Origin of the sequence: Thermoleptolyngbya sichuanensis A183 (assembly GCF_013177315.1) — a bacterium.
Taxonomy (GTDB): Bacteria; Cyanobacteriota; Cyanobacteriia; order Elainellales; family Elainellaceae; genus Thermoleptolyngbya; species Thermoleptolyngbya sichuanensis.
The window spans coordinates 1,165,280-1,180,630 of sequence record NZ_CP053661.1 but is presented as its reverse complement, the minus strand read 5'-3'; the positions used below and the strand labels follow the sequence as shown (position 1 = coordinate 1,180,630).

The window sequence follows — 15,351 nt, the reverse complement described above, 5'->3', positions numbered from 1 at the left end:
TGGCGGAAGTCAGGACGACCGCGCACCCCGGACAACCAAGAACAGAACAGGCAGCGATAGGGCCTGAATCAGCACGGAAAAAATCACCAGGGCGGGCCGCGAAAAATCGTAGAGCGTACCCATCAGGGCGCTGCCCGCAAACCACGCCAGCCCATAGCCCGTGTTGAAAATGCCGAAGGCCGAGCCGCGTCGCTGGGGTGGGACGATGCCCGCAACCGCTGCCTTCATGATGGATTCCTGTGCGCCCATGCCAATACCCCACAGCACCATCCCCCAGATTGCCGTCTGGAAGCTGCCCAAAAAGACCAGCGGCGCGAACAGCAGCGACAGGGCGATCGCCAGCATCAGGCTGCCTAGCCCCACCCGGTCAAACCAGCGCCCAAACAGCAGCGCGGCGATCGCATCCACGCCCATCGCCAGCGCATAGAGCAGCGGAATCTGGCTGGTAGATTCCACACCCGTCCGTTGCAGATGGAAGGCAATCAGCGGAAAGTCGGCATAGCCCGCCGCGACAAGGGCGATCGCCCCCAGATACATCCAAAAGCGGCGCGGCAGCCCCTCCGTGTGCAAATCCGCCGGAGTCGGTGGCTCAAAGTCCCTCGGATTCGGATAAATCCGCTGCGTCACCAGCAGCACCAGCAGCCCCAGCACCGCCGGAATCACCAGAATCGCAAAGCCGCCGCGATAGCCATACTGCCAAGTCAGCATCGCCGCCACCATCAGCGGCCCGCCCACAGCCCCAATTTGATCCATCGCCTCGTGCAGCCCAAAGCCAAATCCCCGCCCGATCTGCATCGCGCCGTGGGACAGCAGCACATCTCGCGGCGGCGTGCGAACCGCCTTGCCTGTGCGTTCGGCGATCATCAATCCGGCGGCGGCGGGCCAGGTGGTGGTCAGCGACAGCAGCGGTACGACGGCCGTGTTGATGCAGTAGCCCAGCGTGGTGATGCGCCAATATTGCCGAGTGCGATCGCTCAAATAGCCAATGACCAGCCGAAACCCGTAGCCAATCAGTTCGCCCAGCCCCGCCACCCAGCCCACCACTGCGCCGCTTGCACCCAGGCTGCCCAGATACGCGCCCGTGATGCTCCGTGCCCCTTCGTAGGTCGCATCCGCGCACAGACTCACTACCCCCAAACAAATTACGAACCAAAGTGCAGAGTTTTTCATGCCAGAGGATTTGTAGCAAGAGGACTTGTAGCAGGAGGATTTGTAGTAAACACTCTTCCAAGAGTTTCCAGGGAGGCAACTGCTTCTAGGGCATCATCAGGCAACAAGCAGATTAAGCAACACTTGTTGCATCAGAGTTTGACACGTCTTCAGGATAAATGCAACACCTGTTACAATAAACCCATGTCTGGTCAGTCCTGGAATCTGCTGATCTACCGTGTCCCCTCTCAGCCGTCCACGCAGAGGGTCTACGTCTGGCGAAAGTTAAAAGGGTGGGGGGGATTGTATCTCCAGCAATCGGTGTGCGTGCTGCCCCAACGCCAGAGTTTGCAGCTACAGCTAGAGACATTGACGATGGAAATTATCGACGGTGGCGGGGAGGCGGATCTGCTGACCGTCACGATTGAAGAGGAGAAGCAAAACTCAAGACTAATTGAGCGATTTCAGCAGCAGGCGGAGGCCGAGTACGAGGAATTTCTGGGGCGCTGTCAGGACTTTCACAAAGAGCTAGAGCACGAGCGGCAAGAGCAGAATCTTACCTTTGCCGAACTCGACGAAAACGAAACAGAGCTAATTAAGCTGCGCTCATGGCTGCCAAAGATCCGCGAGCGAGACTTGTTTGATGCGGCTGGATATGCGACTGCGGTGGAGGCGCTAAAGCTCTGTGAGGAAGACTTTCAGCGATTCAGCCAGCAAGTTTACGAGGCTCAAGATTTGTAGCCTGCTCTCGCCTGGGGTTACCTTGCCTGGGGTTATCTTGCCTGGAGTCATCTTGCCTGGAGTCATCTTGCCTGGAGTTATCTTGCCTGGAGTTATCTTGCCTGCGATCGCCAGGCCTGGGTTCGGGTTTGCAGGCCGCGTGTCAAAAACCAGTACAGCAGGCGCACGCCGATACTGGTGGCCACGATGAGGGTAGACATGGCCGCAGCGGGTGCAATGTCTCCAGCATCATCCATGTTGACAATGGCCACGGCCGCCAGCGGCAACGTGGGCGGATAGAGAAAAACGATGGCAGAAATCGTCACCATCGCATTTACAAAAAAGTAAATGCCGATGTCTAAAATGGCTGGAACGCAGAGCGGCAGCGTGACGCGCCAAAAGGTTTTGTAAAATGGCACCCGCATAGACGCAGACACCGATTCAAACTCTGGATCAATTTGCTTCAGGGCAGTGGTGGCCGTTAGAAAGCAAACGGTGAAAAAGTGGATCACATTGCACAACACCAGAATTGCCATCGTGCCGTAGAGCCAGTTCAGCGGGTTTCTGATTGCCAGCCCGCCAATATTCCAGGTGGGATTGTTGAAGAAAAACACGTAGGCCAACCCCAGCACCAATCCGGGCAGCGCCAGGGGAATCGTCGCCAGGAAATAGTTAACCAGGCGCAGGCCCCTGAGTCCTTTGCCCTTCTCGACAAGGTAGGCGATCGCAAAGACAGCGGCAGTCCCAAAAATTGCCGTATAGAGCGACATGCGAATGCTGTTCCAGTAGGCTGCGTAGCCCCCACCCCCGACTGCATTGAAGTTATAGTGCCGCAGCGTTGGCTCAAAGTTGTAGGGCCAGACCTTGACAATCGAAGCCAGGACGATTGCCGCAAACACCAACAGCACAAAGCAGGCGATCGCCCCACAAATCGCAAACATCAGCCAATCGAGGGCGGGCTTGGGCTTGGGCTGATAGGGCACCGACTTGGCGCTGACCATTGCCGTCTGGTGGCGCTGCACGATGCGATCGAGGATAAATGCTAAAACTGTTGGCAGCAAAAGAAAAACGCTGATGGTTGCGCCCATCGAAAAGTTTTGCTGCCCAATCACCTGCTTGTAGATGTCGGTCGCTAGCACATTGAAGTTGCCGCCCACCACCTTGGGTACGCCAAAGTCGGTAAAGGCCAGGGTAAAACAGACAAAAATGGCGCTCATCAGCCCATACTTGACGCTGGGCAGCGTTACCGTCAAAAACGTCCGCAGCGGCGGCGTTCTCATCACGTCGGCGGCTTCATAAAGGCGAGCATCGGTGAGGCTGAGGGCGGTCGCCAGAATCACGACTGCCTGCGGGAAGCAATAGAGCGCTTCGCCCAGGGTAATGCCAACGGGGCCGTAGAGGCCGATATCAAACGGCGGCAACAGCCCAAAGAATCCAGTCGTAAACAGGCCCTTATTGCCAAACAGGTAAATTAGCCCAATCGCATGGGCTAGCGGCGGAATGAACAGCGGCAAAGTACCGAGAATGCGAAAGATCCCTTTGCCGCGCATGGCGGTGCGCGTCAGCGCGTAGGCATAGAGGAATCCCAAAATGACGGATAGGAGCGTACTGGCGATCGCCACTGAGAGAGTATTCGTGAATGACACCAGCAGCGAGGGCGTGGTCAGGTAGCGAACGTAGTTGGCCCAGCCCACCCAGTTGCCCTCTGTGTCCTGAAAGCTCCGCTGGATCATCGGCACCAAGGGCAGCACCACGCCCGCCAGCAGAAATAACGTGGCGATCGCCAGCATCAGCCGCATGATCCAGTCTTCGCGGGTGATGACGTGGCGCACCTGTGGGGGAAAGAGGCGATCGCGCAGAGAGGAGGAAGCAGGAGATGTCGTCATGGTTCAGGCTCTCACGGGTTCCTGGGCAAAGACTTGAATACAGTCGGGCGGCAATTGCGCCACCAGTGCTGCCCCCACCTGCAAATCCAGCAGTTCCGCCGCATCAGCGGGCAGTTCGCTGGTGATCAGATCCTTGGCATCGCCCTCCAGTCGCATCCCAATTCGATAGCCAGACCCCAGAAACTCTACTTCCTCTAGCTCCGCCGCAATTACATTCGGCAGGCTGCTGTCAAAGGCATCCTGTTGCGGCAGGATTTTTACATTCTCTGGACGAATTGCAATCTGCACTGGCGTATTCATGTCAAACTCATTGCGGGGTGCATCGAGCAAGAGATTGCCGCAGCGGACTTGTCCAGAAGAAGCTACCACGCCCCGCAAAAAGTTCATCACCCCGATGAAGTTGGCTACGAACGGGGTTGTGGGGCGCTGATAAATGCTGTGGGGTGTACCGACCTGAGCAATGTAGCCCTTGTCCATCACCACGGCGCGATCGGCCATGGCCAGCGCCTCCGCCTGGTCGTGCGTCACCATAATGGTGGTAATTCCCAACCGCTTTTGCAATTGCGCGATCTCTGTCCGCAATCGCACCCGCACTTGGGCATCCAGCGCCGACAGTGGCTCATCCAGCAGCAGCAGTCCGGGAGACAGGGCCAGCGCCCGCGCCAGCGCCACCCGCTGCTGTTGCCCGCCCGAAAGCTGGGCTGGATACTTGGCTCCAAATCCCGCTAAGCCAACGGTTTCCAGCAGTTCTGCAACGCGAGCATCAATTTGCGCCTTGGGCATCTTGGCATTTTGCAGTCCGTAGGCGATGTTCTGCGCCGCTGTCAGGTTGGGAAACAGCGCGTAGGATTGGAACACGATGCCAAAGTCTCGCTTGGCAGGCGGCAAGCTTGAAACGTCTCGCCCTGCTTGAATCACACGCCCGCTGGTCTGTTGCTCTAGCCCCGCAATAATCCGCAGCAGCGTGGTCTTGCCGCAGCCGCTCGGCCCCAGCAAGCAGACAAACTCCCCCGGATACACATCCAGGTAAATGTCTCGCAGCGCCACAAAGCTGCCGAAGCGCTTGTGAACATTCTCGATTTGCAGGTAAGGCGTTTCCAGAGCGCGATCGCCCTCGGTGTGGGCAACGGGCATCCTCACCGACGCAGATGAACTGGCTGAAGAAACTGGACGAGCCGTTGCTGGCGGATCAGGCGAGTAAGTCATGATTCTAAAAAATCTAAAAAATCTAAAAAATTAAGATAAGGCTCACAATGAAGCTCGAAAAATGCTCAGAATAGGAAAAGAGGATGAACCGATCTGCAAGCCAAAGAAACCGATTCATCCTCTGAGTGATCTCTGGACATTCCGTAGGAATCAGTGAGCGAATTCCTGGAGTTACTTCACTGCGTTACTGACCGAGCAACAAGGGCGATCGCCCCCACTCCAGCCCATGTCTCAGCTTCGTTTCAGTTTTGCTCCAGTTTTGCTCCAGTTTTACTCCAGTTTCGTTCCAATCTCCATTCACACTCACGTTCCTACTTAGGCTCCGATTTGCTGTCGTAGCGCTTTGTCCACTCAGCTAAAATCGCATCCCGGTTCTTGGCTGCCCAGTTAAAGTCATTCTTGATCAGTTGCTTGGTGGGATCAGCCGGGTATCCTTCAGGAATCGGTACATCCGTCTTTACCGCAGTCACCGGAAAGTTCTTGGCATACTCGCCCATAATCTCCGGAGAAATCGCCCAATCTAGGAACGTCTTCGCTCCGGGCTTGATATTCGCCTTCTTTACCAACGCATTCGCCTCGATATCCCACCCCGATCCTTCAGTTGGAAATACCGCAGCAATCAGCTCCCCGTCGTTTTTCTGCTTCACAGCCCGATAGTCAAAGGAAATGCCGATGGGATACTCGCCTGCGCCCGCCATCTTGCAAGGCTTGGAGCCAGAGTGGACGTATTGAACTACGTTCTGATGCAGCGCATCGAGATACTTCCAGCCCTGCTCTTCCCCCATCATTTGCAAAATAGCCGATATCGACAGGAATCCCGTGCCCGAAGAGGCCGGGTTCGACATCACAATCATGCCTTTGTATTCAGGCTTGGTGAGATCTGCCCAAGAGGTCGGCACGGGCACGCCCTTTTGCTCCAGTTCTACCGTGTTGGCACAGAAGGCGCTCATCCAGGCATCAATCCCGACCCAGGTCGGCGGGTTCCGGTCATCGCGAAACTGGGGCTGTACAGCTTCTAAGCCTGCCGGAGCATAGGGTTCCAGCATTCCCTGCTGATCAGCTACTAGCAGACTCGACACCGCCGTTCCCCACACGACATCGGCCTGGGGATTGTCTTTTTCGGCCAGCAGTTTAGCGGTGATGATTCCCGTAGAGTCGCGTACTTTATTCACTTTGATATTGGGATGAGACTTTTCAAACATAGGAATATATTCCGCAAGCTGGTCATCTTCCAGTGCGGTATACACCGTAATCGTTTCCGAACCCCCAGTTGCAGTCGCTGAACCCGTCGCAGTGCCCGTTCCAGGGTTTGTGGTTACAGGGCCAGAGGTGCAGGCAGCCACCACGATGACCAACCCAAACGCTGCCATAAATCCAGTCAAAAAGCGTGACCTACGCTTCCCAATCCATTTCTCAAGCATTGTAATAATCCATCGTTGAATGTAATTGCCGAACCAAGCTTAAAAGCGTCAGGACAGCCGAACTAGAACCGAAAACCAGAGCAGTGAGAAAATTTAAAGAACGTGAAGACCGGACACATAAAAAACTTTATACACCTATCTCTTTTGGGTATTTAGCAGGTATTCAGAACAAGCCTGTCGGCTGCTTAGCAAAAGCTGAAATAGTAGAATGCAGATCAGAAGTGTTGAATCTTGATGGTAAAACTTTACAAAAAGCACTCTCAAGAGGCGGATTATTGAGAATGGAAGCAATAAGTAGGTCATTACAGGCAGAATTATAGATCTTTTGTACTGGATTCAGCTATGAACTTGCCCTGCTAACATTGCGTTCAACACTTCTGAATGCAGATACATATGCTCTGACGGTACTATCAGCAACCTAAGAAGAGTTCAAGGAAAGATTAAGGCTGGATTATTTCATAATTCTCAAGATTTAAGCGCTGCTACCCTGTAAGAAATTTCGATATAGTAGCTACGGCTTGGGGGACTCGTCATAGTTCAAGCTTGAGTCAGTTCGCGCTGTCTGGTTTGTTCCAAGCTATCATTCAACCTACGCAGGAAAATTGCTGTGTCTAGTATTCAGCTTGTTGTGTTCGACATGGCGGGCACAACGGTTAAGGATGAGCAAGAAGTTGAGAAGTGCTTCTTTCTGGCAGCCGAACGAACCGGACTGGAAGCAACGACTGACCAGATTGTGTCCATGATGGGATGGGCAAAAAAACGAGTTTTTCAAACCCTTTGGGAAGCCCAACTTGGTGCAGGTCATCCAGATTTATCCGAACAGATTGATGTGTCCTACGCTGCATTTTGCTCGGTGCTAGAGGAGCATTATCAAACCCATTCTGTTTCGCCTACAGAGGGTTGTTTGGCGATGTTTTCCTATTTGCAGAACCAGGGAATTGCGATCGCCCTCAACACAGGTTTTTATCGAAAAGTAACGGACATCATCCTAAATCGTTTGGGTTGGGATGTGGGGCTAAATTCGGACTATGTGGGTGGCCCCAACTCCATCATTCAAGCCTCCGTTACGCCATCAGAAATTTACAACCAGGAGGGCAGGCCTGCGCCCTACATGATTCAGAAAGCGATGTATAAATTAGGCGTTAAAGACCCCCAGGCGGTGGTGGTTATTGGGGATACGCCGTCTGATTTGGCCGCTGGAATCAATGCTCATGCGTGCCTGTCTCTGGGGGTCACCAACGGAACCCACGAGCGATCGCAACTGGCGGCTTATCCCAATGACGGACTGCTAGATTCGCTGATGGAGCTAAAGGGAGTCTTAGTGAGTTTGGAAGCGTCGTCGTGAACGTCCCCCAAAGACAAAATTGATGAATAAAAATGAGTAAAGTAGAGGTCATTGTTGTCGGGGCGGGAATAGTGGGGCTGGCCCACGCGCTGGCAGCCGCAAAGCGCGGTCGGCAGGTGGTGGTGTTTGAACGAAATACGCGGGCGATCGGCGCGTCGATTCGCAACTTTGGCATGGTGTGGCCGATTGGGCAACCCCAGGGAGCGCTATATGCGCGGGCGCTAAAGTCACGTCAGATTTGGCTGGAAGCAGCGGAGGGCGCTGGATTTGGCATTGAGGAATGCGGGTCGCTACACCTGGCCTATCGGGCCGATGAGCTGGCGGTGCTGGAGGAATTTGTCGCGGCAAACCGTGCCGCCGATTCCATCCAACTGCTCACGGCAGACGAAGTGGCTCAAAAAAGTGCGGCGGCAGTGACGGAGGGGCTGTTGAGGGCGCTGTGGAGCGCGACAGAGATGACGGTTGACCCGCGAGAGGCGATCGCCCAACTTCCGGATTACTTGGCAGCCAAGTATGGGGTGGCGTTTCGGTTTGGGGAAGCGGTGACGGCGATCGCCCATCCCCAGGTGCTAGCAGGCGGCAAACCCTGGAGCGCGGAGGAAATTTTCGTCTGTAGCGGCGCTGATTTTGAAACGCTCTATCCTGACCTGTATGCTGCCAGTGGACTGACCAAGGTCAAGCTGCAAATGATGCGAACCGGGCCACAGCCCAACGGCTGGCGAATTGGACCATCCCTCTGCGCCGGACTGACGCTGACCCACTATGCCGCCTTTGCCGACTGTCCATCGCTGCCCGCCCTAAAACAGCGCATCGCCACAGAAACGCCCTTTTTCCCCAAGTGGGGCATTCACGTCATGATGTCGCAAAATCGTGCAGGCGAACTGGTGCTGGGCGATTCCCACGAATACGGTCTGTCGCCCGATCCGTTTGACCGTGCCGAGGTGAATCAGGCCGTGCTGGAATATCTGCGAGGCTTTGCCCGCGCTCCCAGTTTTTCGATCGCCGAAACCTGGCACGGGATCTACGCCAAACTGCCAGGGCAGGTGCATTGGATTCAACATCCCGAACCGGGTGTGACGGTGGTGAATGCGCTGAGTGGCGCGGGCATGACGCTTTCCTTTGGGCTGGCAGAAGAGGTGCTAGATCGGCAGGTCTTGGTCTAATCCAGTGCGGGCGATCGCCCCACTCCTTTCCCCTCCTGCCTGCTCTGCGGCTTCCGTAAAACCAAGAGATGCCAACTTCTCCCCCAGCAGGGTCAATCCCGTGTCAAAATAGACCATCGTACCCAGTTCTTCGTGCCCTGCTGCTCGACACGCCGCCCTGCCCTGAATGGAGTTTCACCCGTGGGTCGTTCTCCCAACTTAGCCATCACTATCTTTCTCTACGTCGCTGGCATTTTGCTGGTCATGATGGCAATCTTGCTGTTGCTGCAATCCTTCGGTCTGCTGACGGAAATCCCCAGAGAAGCGGTCTACGCGCTGGTGCTGCTGGCGATCGGGTCGGGCATCTTGGCGGGCGTTCGCAGGCGCGGCTAACCTGTCGCTATCCTGTCGTTCGCCTGTAGCGAACAGGGGGCAAGAATAGAGAAAACCTGGGGCGAACCCTGGGGCAAACTGCTGGGGCAAACTGCGATGAAGCCAACGACTGCGGCGTTTCTAATTCTCTTGGGCATTACGGTCACGGTCTGGGTGATGCGCGGGTTGGGCGTTCTCACGTTTATTCCCGGCGGGCTGCTGTGGATCTTGCTGCTGGGCACGGTTGGCGCAGGCGTGGTGGATATTGTGCAAAAAACTCGCCGCTGGTAGGTCAAGCTGCCTGGAAGTCCGACCTGTTCTGCTGTAGTTCTAGATCAAGACGCTGGCGATGGCGCTGGCTGCTGCATGTCTAGAAGCAGGTTCAGGGGATGAAAATTCAGCTTTTGGTTTTGTTCACAGGCGCGCTGCTGGGTGCAGGGATGTCCCTGGCGCTGCCACGCTCTGGGCCAACCAATCTGGCATCAGAAACCAATCTGGCATCAGAACTGGGGGCTACGCCTTGCCCTGACATCGCCGAAGTGCCCGCCTCAGACAGCCTGCGGACGCTGGAACTGCCACAGTTTGGCGTGGCGATCGCCATTCCAGAGAACTTCAGAACCCGCACACTGCCCGACGGCACGGTAGAAATCCTCGACCCTGGAACCTTTGAGGTGCTGCGTTGTATAGAACAGGGGGGACGGGCGATCGCCCCTCGCGGCATGTATTCCTTCCGCATCCGCAGCCTGCCCAATCCAGCGAACCTCGCACTTCCGGACTTTCTCCGACAGCAGGGCGAAGCAGATCCTAGCGCCCAATCGGGAAATTTGGACGCAATGCCGGTTCTGATTACTCGCCCCGAACCGGGCTACACAGTTCGAGGCTGGTTCAAGTCTCCAGACTCGCAAACCGTGATCGTGCTAGCCGAAAGCTGCGACTGTGAACTGGAATACGACGACATGCGCCTTTGGCTCCAGCGCACCCGCCTGCTACCCTAGCTGGCAATCAGCAAGCCCTTACTTGCCAGCCATTCGCGGTTATACAGGCGCGACTGATATCGGGCCCCACCGTCACACAGCACCGTCACAATCGTATGCCCCGGCCCCATCTGCTTGGCTAGGGCTACCGCCGCCCCCACGTTAATGCCGACTGAACCGCCCATAAACAGCCCGTCTTTGTGCAAAAGCTGATAGACCACGCGCAGCACTTCATGGTCGTCAATGCGGATCGCATCATCCACTGGCGCACCCTCCAGGTTGGCCGTTACGCGGCTCGTGCCAATCCCTTCGGTAATCGAGCTGCCTTCGATCTTGAGCTCTCCCGTTTTGAAATAGTTGTACAACGCGCTGCCCATCGGGTCAGCCAACACGCAGCGGATATTTGGGTTCTTTTCTTTGAAGAACATCGCGGCTCCGGCGTAGGTGCCACCTGTGCCCGTCGCCGCCACCCAAGCATCGATCTTGCCGTCTGTCTGCATCCAGATTTCGGGCCCGGTGGTTTCGTAATGCGCCCGCCGGTTGGCTAGGTTGTCGAACTGGTTCGCCCAGATGGCGTTCTCTGTTTCCTCGGCAATCCGCCCCGACAGCTTCACGTAGTTGTTGGGATCGCGGTAGGGCACAGCGGGCACCGGACGCACCTCTGCGCCCAAGGTCCGCAGCAGATCCATTTTTTCTTGCGACTGGGTTTCGGGAATGATGATCAGGCACTTGTAGCCTTTGGCATTGCAGATGTGGGCCAGCCCAATGCCTGTGTTGCCTGCTGTTCCTTCTACCACCGTCCCACCCGGTTTCAAACGCCCCTGCTGTTCGGCATCCTGGATGATATATAGCGCCGCCCGATCCTTCACAGAGCCGCCGGGGTTGAGAAATTCTGCCTTGCCCAAAATTTCGCAGCCCGTTTCTTCGCAAAAGCTGTGCAGGCGAATCAGGGGCGTATTCCCAATCGTGCCGATAAATCCGCTCTTAATATCCATGCCGCTGTGTCGTGAAGTCCTCCCAGCATTCTAGAGCTTGGGGTGAATTGGGGAAACCGGTCGATGGGGGTTCTGGCTGGTTTTAGCCTGCTTTCAGGGCGATCGCCCCCGCCTGCTAGTCTAGTTTCATCCCTCTCTGATCAGGACTTACGCAGTCGAACAATCTCTTGCGAGCTGCGCCCGCGAGAAATTGTCCAAAACCCAAAGAGCTGATCGCAAGTGCGTAAGTCCTCTCTGGTCTTATCGCTCTCTACTCTAGACTTTGGGGTCAGCGCCAACGGTGACTCAGCCGCTCCAAACCCAGCCTGCTCTGCCACCGGAAATCGCTCCATCGCCACCCCCGTTGGTCTATCCCTGTTCCGACGGTAAACCCTTGGCCGAAACCTACATTCACCTCTACGCCATGATCGTGACCCTGGAAGTGCTGAAACAGTACCTCAAAGGGCAGCGGGCAACGGTACTGGCAGATCAGTTTTTGTATTATGCCCAGGGGTTTCCCCGCCTACGGGTGGCTTCAGACGTGATAGTGATCCAAAACGTAGAGCCAGGCGGACGCGACAGCGACAAAATTTGGGAAGAGGGCGAAGTGCCTGCGGTAATTTTTGAGATCACCTAGCAGAGGTTGAGCAGTGCATGGCTCAAGCAAACGATCCGGCCGATTAAAACGCCTGAATCCATTCCTTCAGGTGATATTCCGTCCAGATACCCGCGCTCCAGTAGGGGTCTTCTTCGACCAGCGTGCGGGCAGCGGCTTCGTCGGGCGCGTCGTACACACCAAACACCATCGTCAGGTCTTGGGTGGGGCCAAGGGTGACGACGGAGCCTGCGGCTTTGAGCTGAGCCAGACGATCGAGGTGGGACTGGCGATAGGGGGCGCGTTTTTCGACGACGTTTTCGCAGTAGCTGCCCCACATGACGTATTTCGGCATTTTTGCAGTTGAGAGCTATAAGCTATATCAGTTTTCGAGCTTCAATCTTCGATCTTCAATTTTCAATCTTCCACTTACTCCGGGCTGATTTTTCGCAGCTCGTAAATGTTCCAGAGCGCACCACCCAGCGCAGAAAATTTTACCCCGTCTACGGTGTTTCTCACCGCCGACAGCGACAGCGCATTCACCAAGTGAATAAACGGCAGGTATTCCTGGGCAAGGCGCTGCGTTTCGGCATAGATGGCTTTGCGTTTTTCGTCGTCCAACTGCTGGCTACCTTCGATATAGAGGTCACTGATCCGCTGCTCCCAATCGGCGATGACGCGCCCTTCGATGGGGTCTTGTCCACGCAGTGCCCCTTGATTAAAAGCGTGTAGCGTCCCGTCAACTGACCACACATTGCGGCTGCCGTCTGGCTCCACGCCCGCGCCCGAAAAGCCCAGAATATGCGCTTCCCAATCCAGCGTGTCGGAAAGCTTGCCGACCAGCGTGTTGAAGGCAATCGGCTGAAAATCCACCGTCATGCCCAGTTTGTCCAAGTCTTGCTTGATTTGGGCCCCCATGCTTTCGCGGATTTTGTTGCCTGCATTGGTAATCAGCGTGAACCGAACCAGGTTGCCGTCGGCATCGGTCAGTCGCCCCTGGGCATTGGTGCGAAAGCCCGCCTGCTGGAGCAGTTCCTTTGCTTTGTCGAGGTTGTAGTCATAAACGGGCAAGCCTTCCTCTGGCGATAAGTGATAGGGGCTTTGCTTGTTAATAGGCGAGTCTTGGGGCACGCCAACACCTTGGTAAATGTTGTTGATCATGCGCTGGCGATCGAGCGCGTAGGCGACGGCCTGGCGAAACTCCACGCTGTTGAACCAGCGGGATTTGATGGGGTCTACCAGGGGTCTGCCATTGCGGCTGCCCTGGTTGAGGTTGAAGGCCAGGAACGTCGTCGTCAACGCCGGGCCGCCGTTATAGATGGTGAAGTTGCCGCGTTCTTCCTCGCGCTTCAGCAGAGCGAAATAGTCCGGCGTGACCCCCAGCACATCCAGCCCGCCAGAACGAAACTGGATTAGCGCCGTGTCGGTCGAACCTGCAATCTGCATGATGTATTGCTCGATGTAGGGCTGGGGGTTGCCCTGCGCGTCTTTGCGCCAGTAGTGGGGGTTGCGTTCCAGCGTAATCCGCTCGGCGGGCTGATAGCTTCTAAGGCGATAGGGGCCATTGCAGACGATTTCTGAAGGGGGGGTGTCGGTGCCCCAAACGGAGAGAAACCGGGGCTTGCCGTCAGATCCGGTGGAGAACACGTAATCCGCTAGGGCATGTTTGGGCAGAATCGGCACCCCTCCAGCAAAGCGGAGCAGCGGAGCGAAGGGTTCCGGTGAGGCAAATTCCACTTGGCGATCGCCCACTTTCGTCACCGTCGGAAACTTGCCTTCCACCCCAACGCGCAGAATGTCGCTCTCGCTGCTGGGGATATTCGGATTGAAATAGATGTCGTTGAAGCTGAACAGCACATCATCCACCGTCAGCGGTTCGCCATCAGACCATTTCAATCCGTCGCGCAGGGTAAATGTAATGCGCTGCTGATCGTCAGAAATTTCCCAAGACTCGGCTAGCTCCGGCTCTAGCTCACCTGTTTGCCCGTTTTGCGACAGTAGCCCGCTAAACATCAGCCCCAGCGACGGGTTGACCTCATTGCTCATAGGGGGGTTAAACGTTTTGGGGTCGCTCAGTTCTGCCAGCACGATGCGCGGCACCTGAGCCGCCTGAGTGGTGAACCGGCTTGGGTTGCAGCCTGTGAGGGCGATCGCCATGACCAGCAGCACGCCCAGAGACGGCACTGCCCAGCGCAGCTTGGGGCCCACCGTCCAGACAGGACTCTGGTGAAAGCCTGTGCGCCCAGAGCGCCATCCGCGCCGCCGAACTGTGAGTCGTGAGAAAAGCCTGAAAATCATGATTCGCATGGAAGAATACGGGAGCGGCCTGCAATAGTCATACCATAGCGAACTGGAGGGTCTGGTCTGACAGGGTGACCTGAGGAGGGACTGAAGCCACTGGCTAGGGAACGGCGTGGCTTCGATAGTCGATTATTCACAAAAAACTGCATGGTTTCGATAGTCGATTATTTATTCGATCCTTTGATTGACTGTGGATAGTGCGGATGTTTTAGTTGTATAGTAAGGGCGATCGCCCAAAGATGTCCTCAAAACGCTGGGAAGAACGCTAGGCAGGGTCTTAAAACCTTCTAGGTCGTTGATTGCCTTGAGTCGATCCCCCTTGAATCCCCCTTATTAAGGGGGACTTCCGGAGTGGTTCGGCTCGGTTCCCCCCTTTTCAAGGGGGCCAGGGGGGATCAAGGGGTTCTAAAACACGCCCTCGCATTTGCACCCGCAGCAAACCAGCAACAAACCTGCAACAGACCTGCGACAAAAAATTTAGTGGACTGAATGAGCCTTTTTTGAAAATTGCCCATACCCTTAGTAAGACTCGTGATCGACTGCTGTCCAGTCCTGATCGTTTAGACAAAATCGTTTAGACAAACTCTAGACAACCCCTAAATAACCCCAATCCCTTTACGCAAGATCCGACGCATGAAACCCCAATCCAACCCAGATCCTTCGCTGCGGAACCCTGGGTCCGCCCTGCCCAATTCCCCTGCCGCGCCCGCTGCGGGCTACGCGCCGACGGTGCCCATGTCGGTCTATCGCGAGCTGTCGGCAGAGCTTCAGGCTAGCAAAGCCATGCTGGACTCGCTGCATCAGCAGAACCAGCAGCTTGCTCGTCAAAATCAGCAGTTTCGCCAGGAAATTGAGCGCCTAAGTGCGTCGGTGCTAAATCTTCAGCAGATTGCGGGCTTGTCTCAACCAGCATGGGTTGCGCCCACTCGCGCCGACCAGGAAGACGCAGCGGCGATCGCCCAGCAGATCCGCCCCGTTGCCCCGCCTGTCTCTCAACCGCCTTCCAAGAAATCGCCTACCTCCTCCAAACCCAAAGCCCCGCCGTCTCAGCCTGCCATCTCCGAGGCCCACGCCCTCGCAGACAGCCTCCGGTTTACAGAGCAGCCCGGTAGCCTGCCCCTTGGCGACCCGTCGGAAAGCAGCCCCCGCGACCTCAGCGGACTCTGGCTCTGGTTCACCGTGCTGGCAATTATCATCACGGCCTTTGGGGCTGGGTTTATGGTGGTGCGGCCGCTGCTGCCCAACAGTAGCCGCTAGAGAGGAATC

At 56.1% G+C, this 15,351-nt stretch carries 16 protein-coding genes and 1 pseudogene; 9 read left to right on the top strand and 8 right to left on the bottom strand.

Annotated features, from left to right (window positions below):
* Positions 1–9: 9 nt before the first annotated feature.
* Positions 10–1,170, bottom strand: coding sequence for an MFS transporter (locus tag HPC62_RS05040; protein WP_172354037.1), 1,161 nt, complete (start codon positions 1,168–1,170; stop codon positions 10–12).
* A 183-nt stretch (positions 1,171–1,353) separates the two neighbouring features.
* Here HPC62_RS05040 and HPC62_RS05035 point away from each other — a divergent pair, with 183 nt between their 5' ends.
* Positions 1,354–1,890 carry a Chromate resistance protein ChrB gene (locus HPC62_RS05035; protein WP_172354036.1) on the top strand — a complete coding sequence of 179 codons (537 nt, stop codon included), beginning with the start codon at positions 1,354–1,356 and terminating at the stop codon, positions 1,888–1,890.
* Positions 1,891–1,982: 92 nt separating this feature from the next.
* Here the strand turns inward: HPC62_RS05035 and HPC62_RS05030 are convergent, their stop codons facing one another.
* From HPC62_RS05030 to HPC62_RS05020, 3 genes are all read right to left on the bottom strand, one after another.
* The gene (locus HPC62_RS05030; RefSeq protein WP_172354035.1) at positions 1,983–3,755 is read right to left on the bottom strand and encodes a putative 2-aminoethylphosphonate ABC transporter permease subunit; all 1,773 of its coding nucleotides are present in this window, start codon (positions 3,753–3,755) and stop codon (positions 1,983–1,985) included.
* Positions 3,756–3,758: 3 nt separating this feature from the next.
* Positions 3,759–4,961, bottom strand: a complete 1,203-nt coding sequence (locus HPC62_RS05025) for a putative 2-aminoethylphosphonate ABC transporter ATP-binding protein (protein WP_172354034.1) — start codon at positions 4,959–4,961, stop codon at positions 3,759–3,761.
* Between the two features lie 311 nt (positions 4,962–5,272).
* Positions 5,273–6,331, bottom strand: coding sequence for a putative 2-aminoethylphosphonate ABC transporter substrate-binding protein (locus HPC62_RS05020; RefSeq protein ID WP_172354033.1), 1,059 nt, complete (start codon positions 6,329–6,331; stop codon positions 5,273–5,275).
* Positions 6,332–6,465: 134 nt separating this feature from the next.
* Between HPC62_RS05020 and HPC62_RS05015 the strand changes: the two genes are divergently transcribed.
* The 3 genes from HPC62_RS05015 (at position 6,466) to HPC62_RS05005 (ending at position 8,890) form a co-directional block, all read left to right on the top strand.
* On the top strand, positions 6,466–6,702 hold the full coding sequence (locus HPC62_RS05015; protein WP_172354032.1) for a hypothetical protein: 237 nt from the start codon (positions 6,466–6,468) through the stop codon (positions 6,700–6,702).
* 287 nt (positions 6,703–6,989) lie between these two features.
* The gene (locus HPC62_RS05010; RefSeq protein WP_172354031.1) at positions 6,990–7,727 is read left to right on the top strand and encodes an HAD family hydrolase; all 738 of its coding nucleotides are present in this window, start codon (positions 6,990–6,992) and stop codon (positions 7,725–7,727) included.
* 32 nt (positions 7,728–7,759) lie between these two features.
* Positions 7,760–8,890 carry a TIGR03364 family FAD-dependent oxidoreductase gene (locus tag HPC62_RS05005; RefSeq protein ID WP_172354030.1) on the top strand — a complete coding sequence of 377 codons (1,131 nt, stop codon included), beginning with the start codon at positions 7,760–7,762 and terminating at the stop codon, positions 8,888–8,890.
* On the opposite strand, the gene HPC62_RS05000 is transcribed toward HPC62_RS05005, so the two are convergent.
* Complete coding sequence (locus HPC62_RS05000; protein WP_172354029.1) at positions 8,867–9,007, bottom strand: hypothetical protein; 141 nt, start codon at positions 9,005–9,007, stop codon at positions 8,867–8,869. The genes HPC62_RS05005 and HPC62_RS05000 overlap by 24 nt on opposite strands.
* A 63-nt stretch (positions 9,008–9,070) precedes the next feature.
* Between HPC62_RS05000 and HPC62_RS04995 the strand changes: the two genes are divergently transcribed.
* The 3 genes from HPC62_RS04995 (at position 9,071) to HPC62_RS04985 (ending at position 10,236) form a co-directional block, all read left to right on the top strand.
* Positions 9,071–9,262: a hypothetical protein gene (locus HPC62_RS04995; RefSeq protein WP_172354028.1), complete on the top strand. Its 192-nt coding sequence runs from the start codon at positions 9,071–9,073 to the stop codon at positions 9,260–9,262.
* Between the two features lie 96 nt (positions 9,263–9,358).
* Positions 9,359–9,532, top strand: coding sequence for a hypothetical protein (locus HPC62_RS04990; protein WP_172354027.1), 174 nt, complete (start codon positions 9,359–9,361; stop codon positions 9,530–9,532).
* Positions 9,533–9,630: 98 nt separating this feature from the next.
* Positions 9,631–10,236: a hypothetical protein gene (locus HPC62_RS04985; protein WP_172354026.1), complete on the top strand. Its 606-nt coding sequence runs from the start codon at positions 9,631–9,633 to the stop codon at positions 10,234–10,236.
* Here the strand turns inward: HPC62_RS04985 and HPC62_RS04980 are convergent.
* Positions 10,233–11,210 (bottom strand): cysteine synthase A, encoded by a 978-nt coding sequence (locus HPC62_RS04980; RefSeq protein ID WP_172354025.1) that lies wholly within the window; start codon positions 11,208–11,210, stop codon positions 10,233–10,235. The genes HPC62_RS04985 and HPC62_RS04980 overlap by 4 nt on opposite strands.
* 310 nt (positions 11,211–11,520) lie before the next feature.
* Between HPC62_RS04980 and HPC62_RS04975 the strand changes: the two are divergent.
* Positions 11,521–11,823 (top strand): annotated as a pseudogene (locus HPC62_RS04975) (Uma2 family endonuclease); the annotation flags it as partial.
* A 46-nt stretch (positions 11,824–11,869) separates the two neighbouring features.
* Here HPC62_RS04975 and HPC62_RS04970 read toward each other — a convergent pair.
* On the bottom strand, positions 11,870–12,139 hold the full coding sequence (locus HPC62_RS04970; RefSeq protein ID WP_172354024.1) for a YciI family protein: 270 nt from the start codon (positions 12,137–12,139) through the stop codon (positions 11,870–11,872).
* A 74-nt stretch (positions 12,140–12,213) separates the two neighbouring features.
* Positions 12,214–13,941: an ABC transporter substrate-binding protein gene (locus tag HPC62_RS04965; RefSeq protein WP_225906916.1), complete on the bottom strand. Its 1,728-nt coding sequence runs from the start codon at positions 13,939–13,941 to the stop codon at positions 12,214–12,216.
* 777 nt (positions 13,942–14,718) lie between these two features.
* On the opposite strand from HPC62_RS04965, the gene HPC62_RS04960 reads away from it, so the two are divergent.
* Entirely contained in the window at positions 14,719–15,342 is a 624-nt protein-coding gene (locus HPC62_RS04960) for a hypothetical protein (protein WP_172354022.1), read from the top strand.
* Positions 15,343–15,351 lie beyond the last annotated feature (9 nt).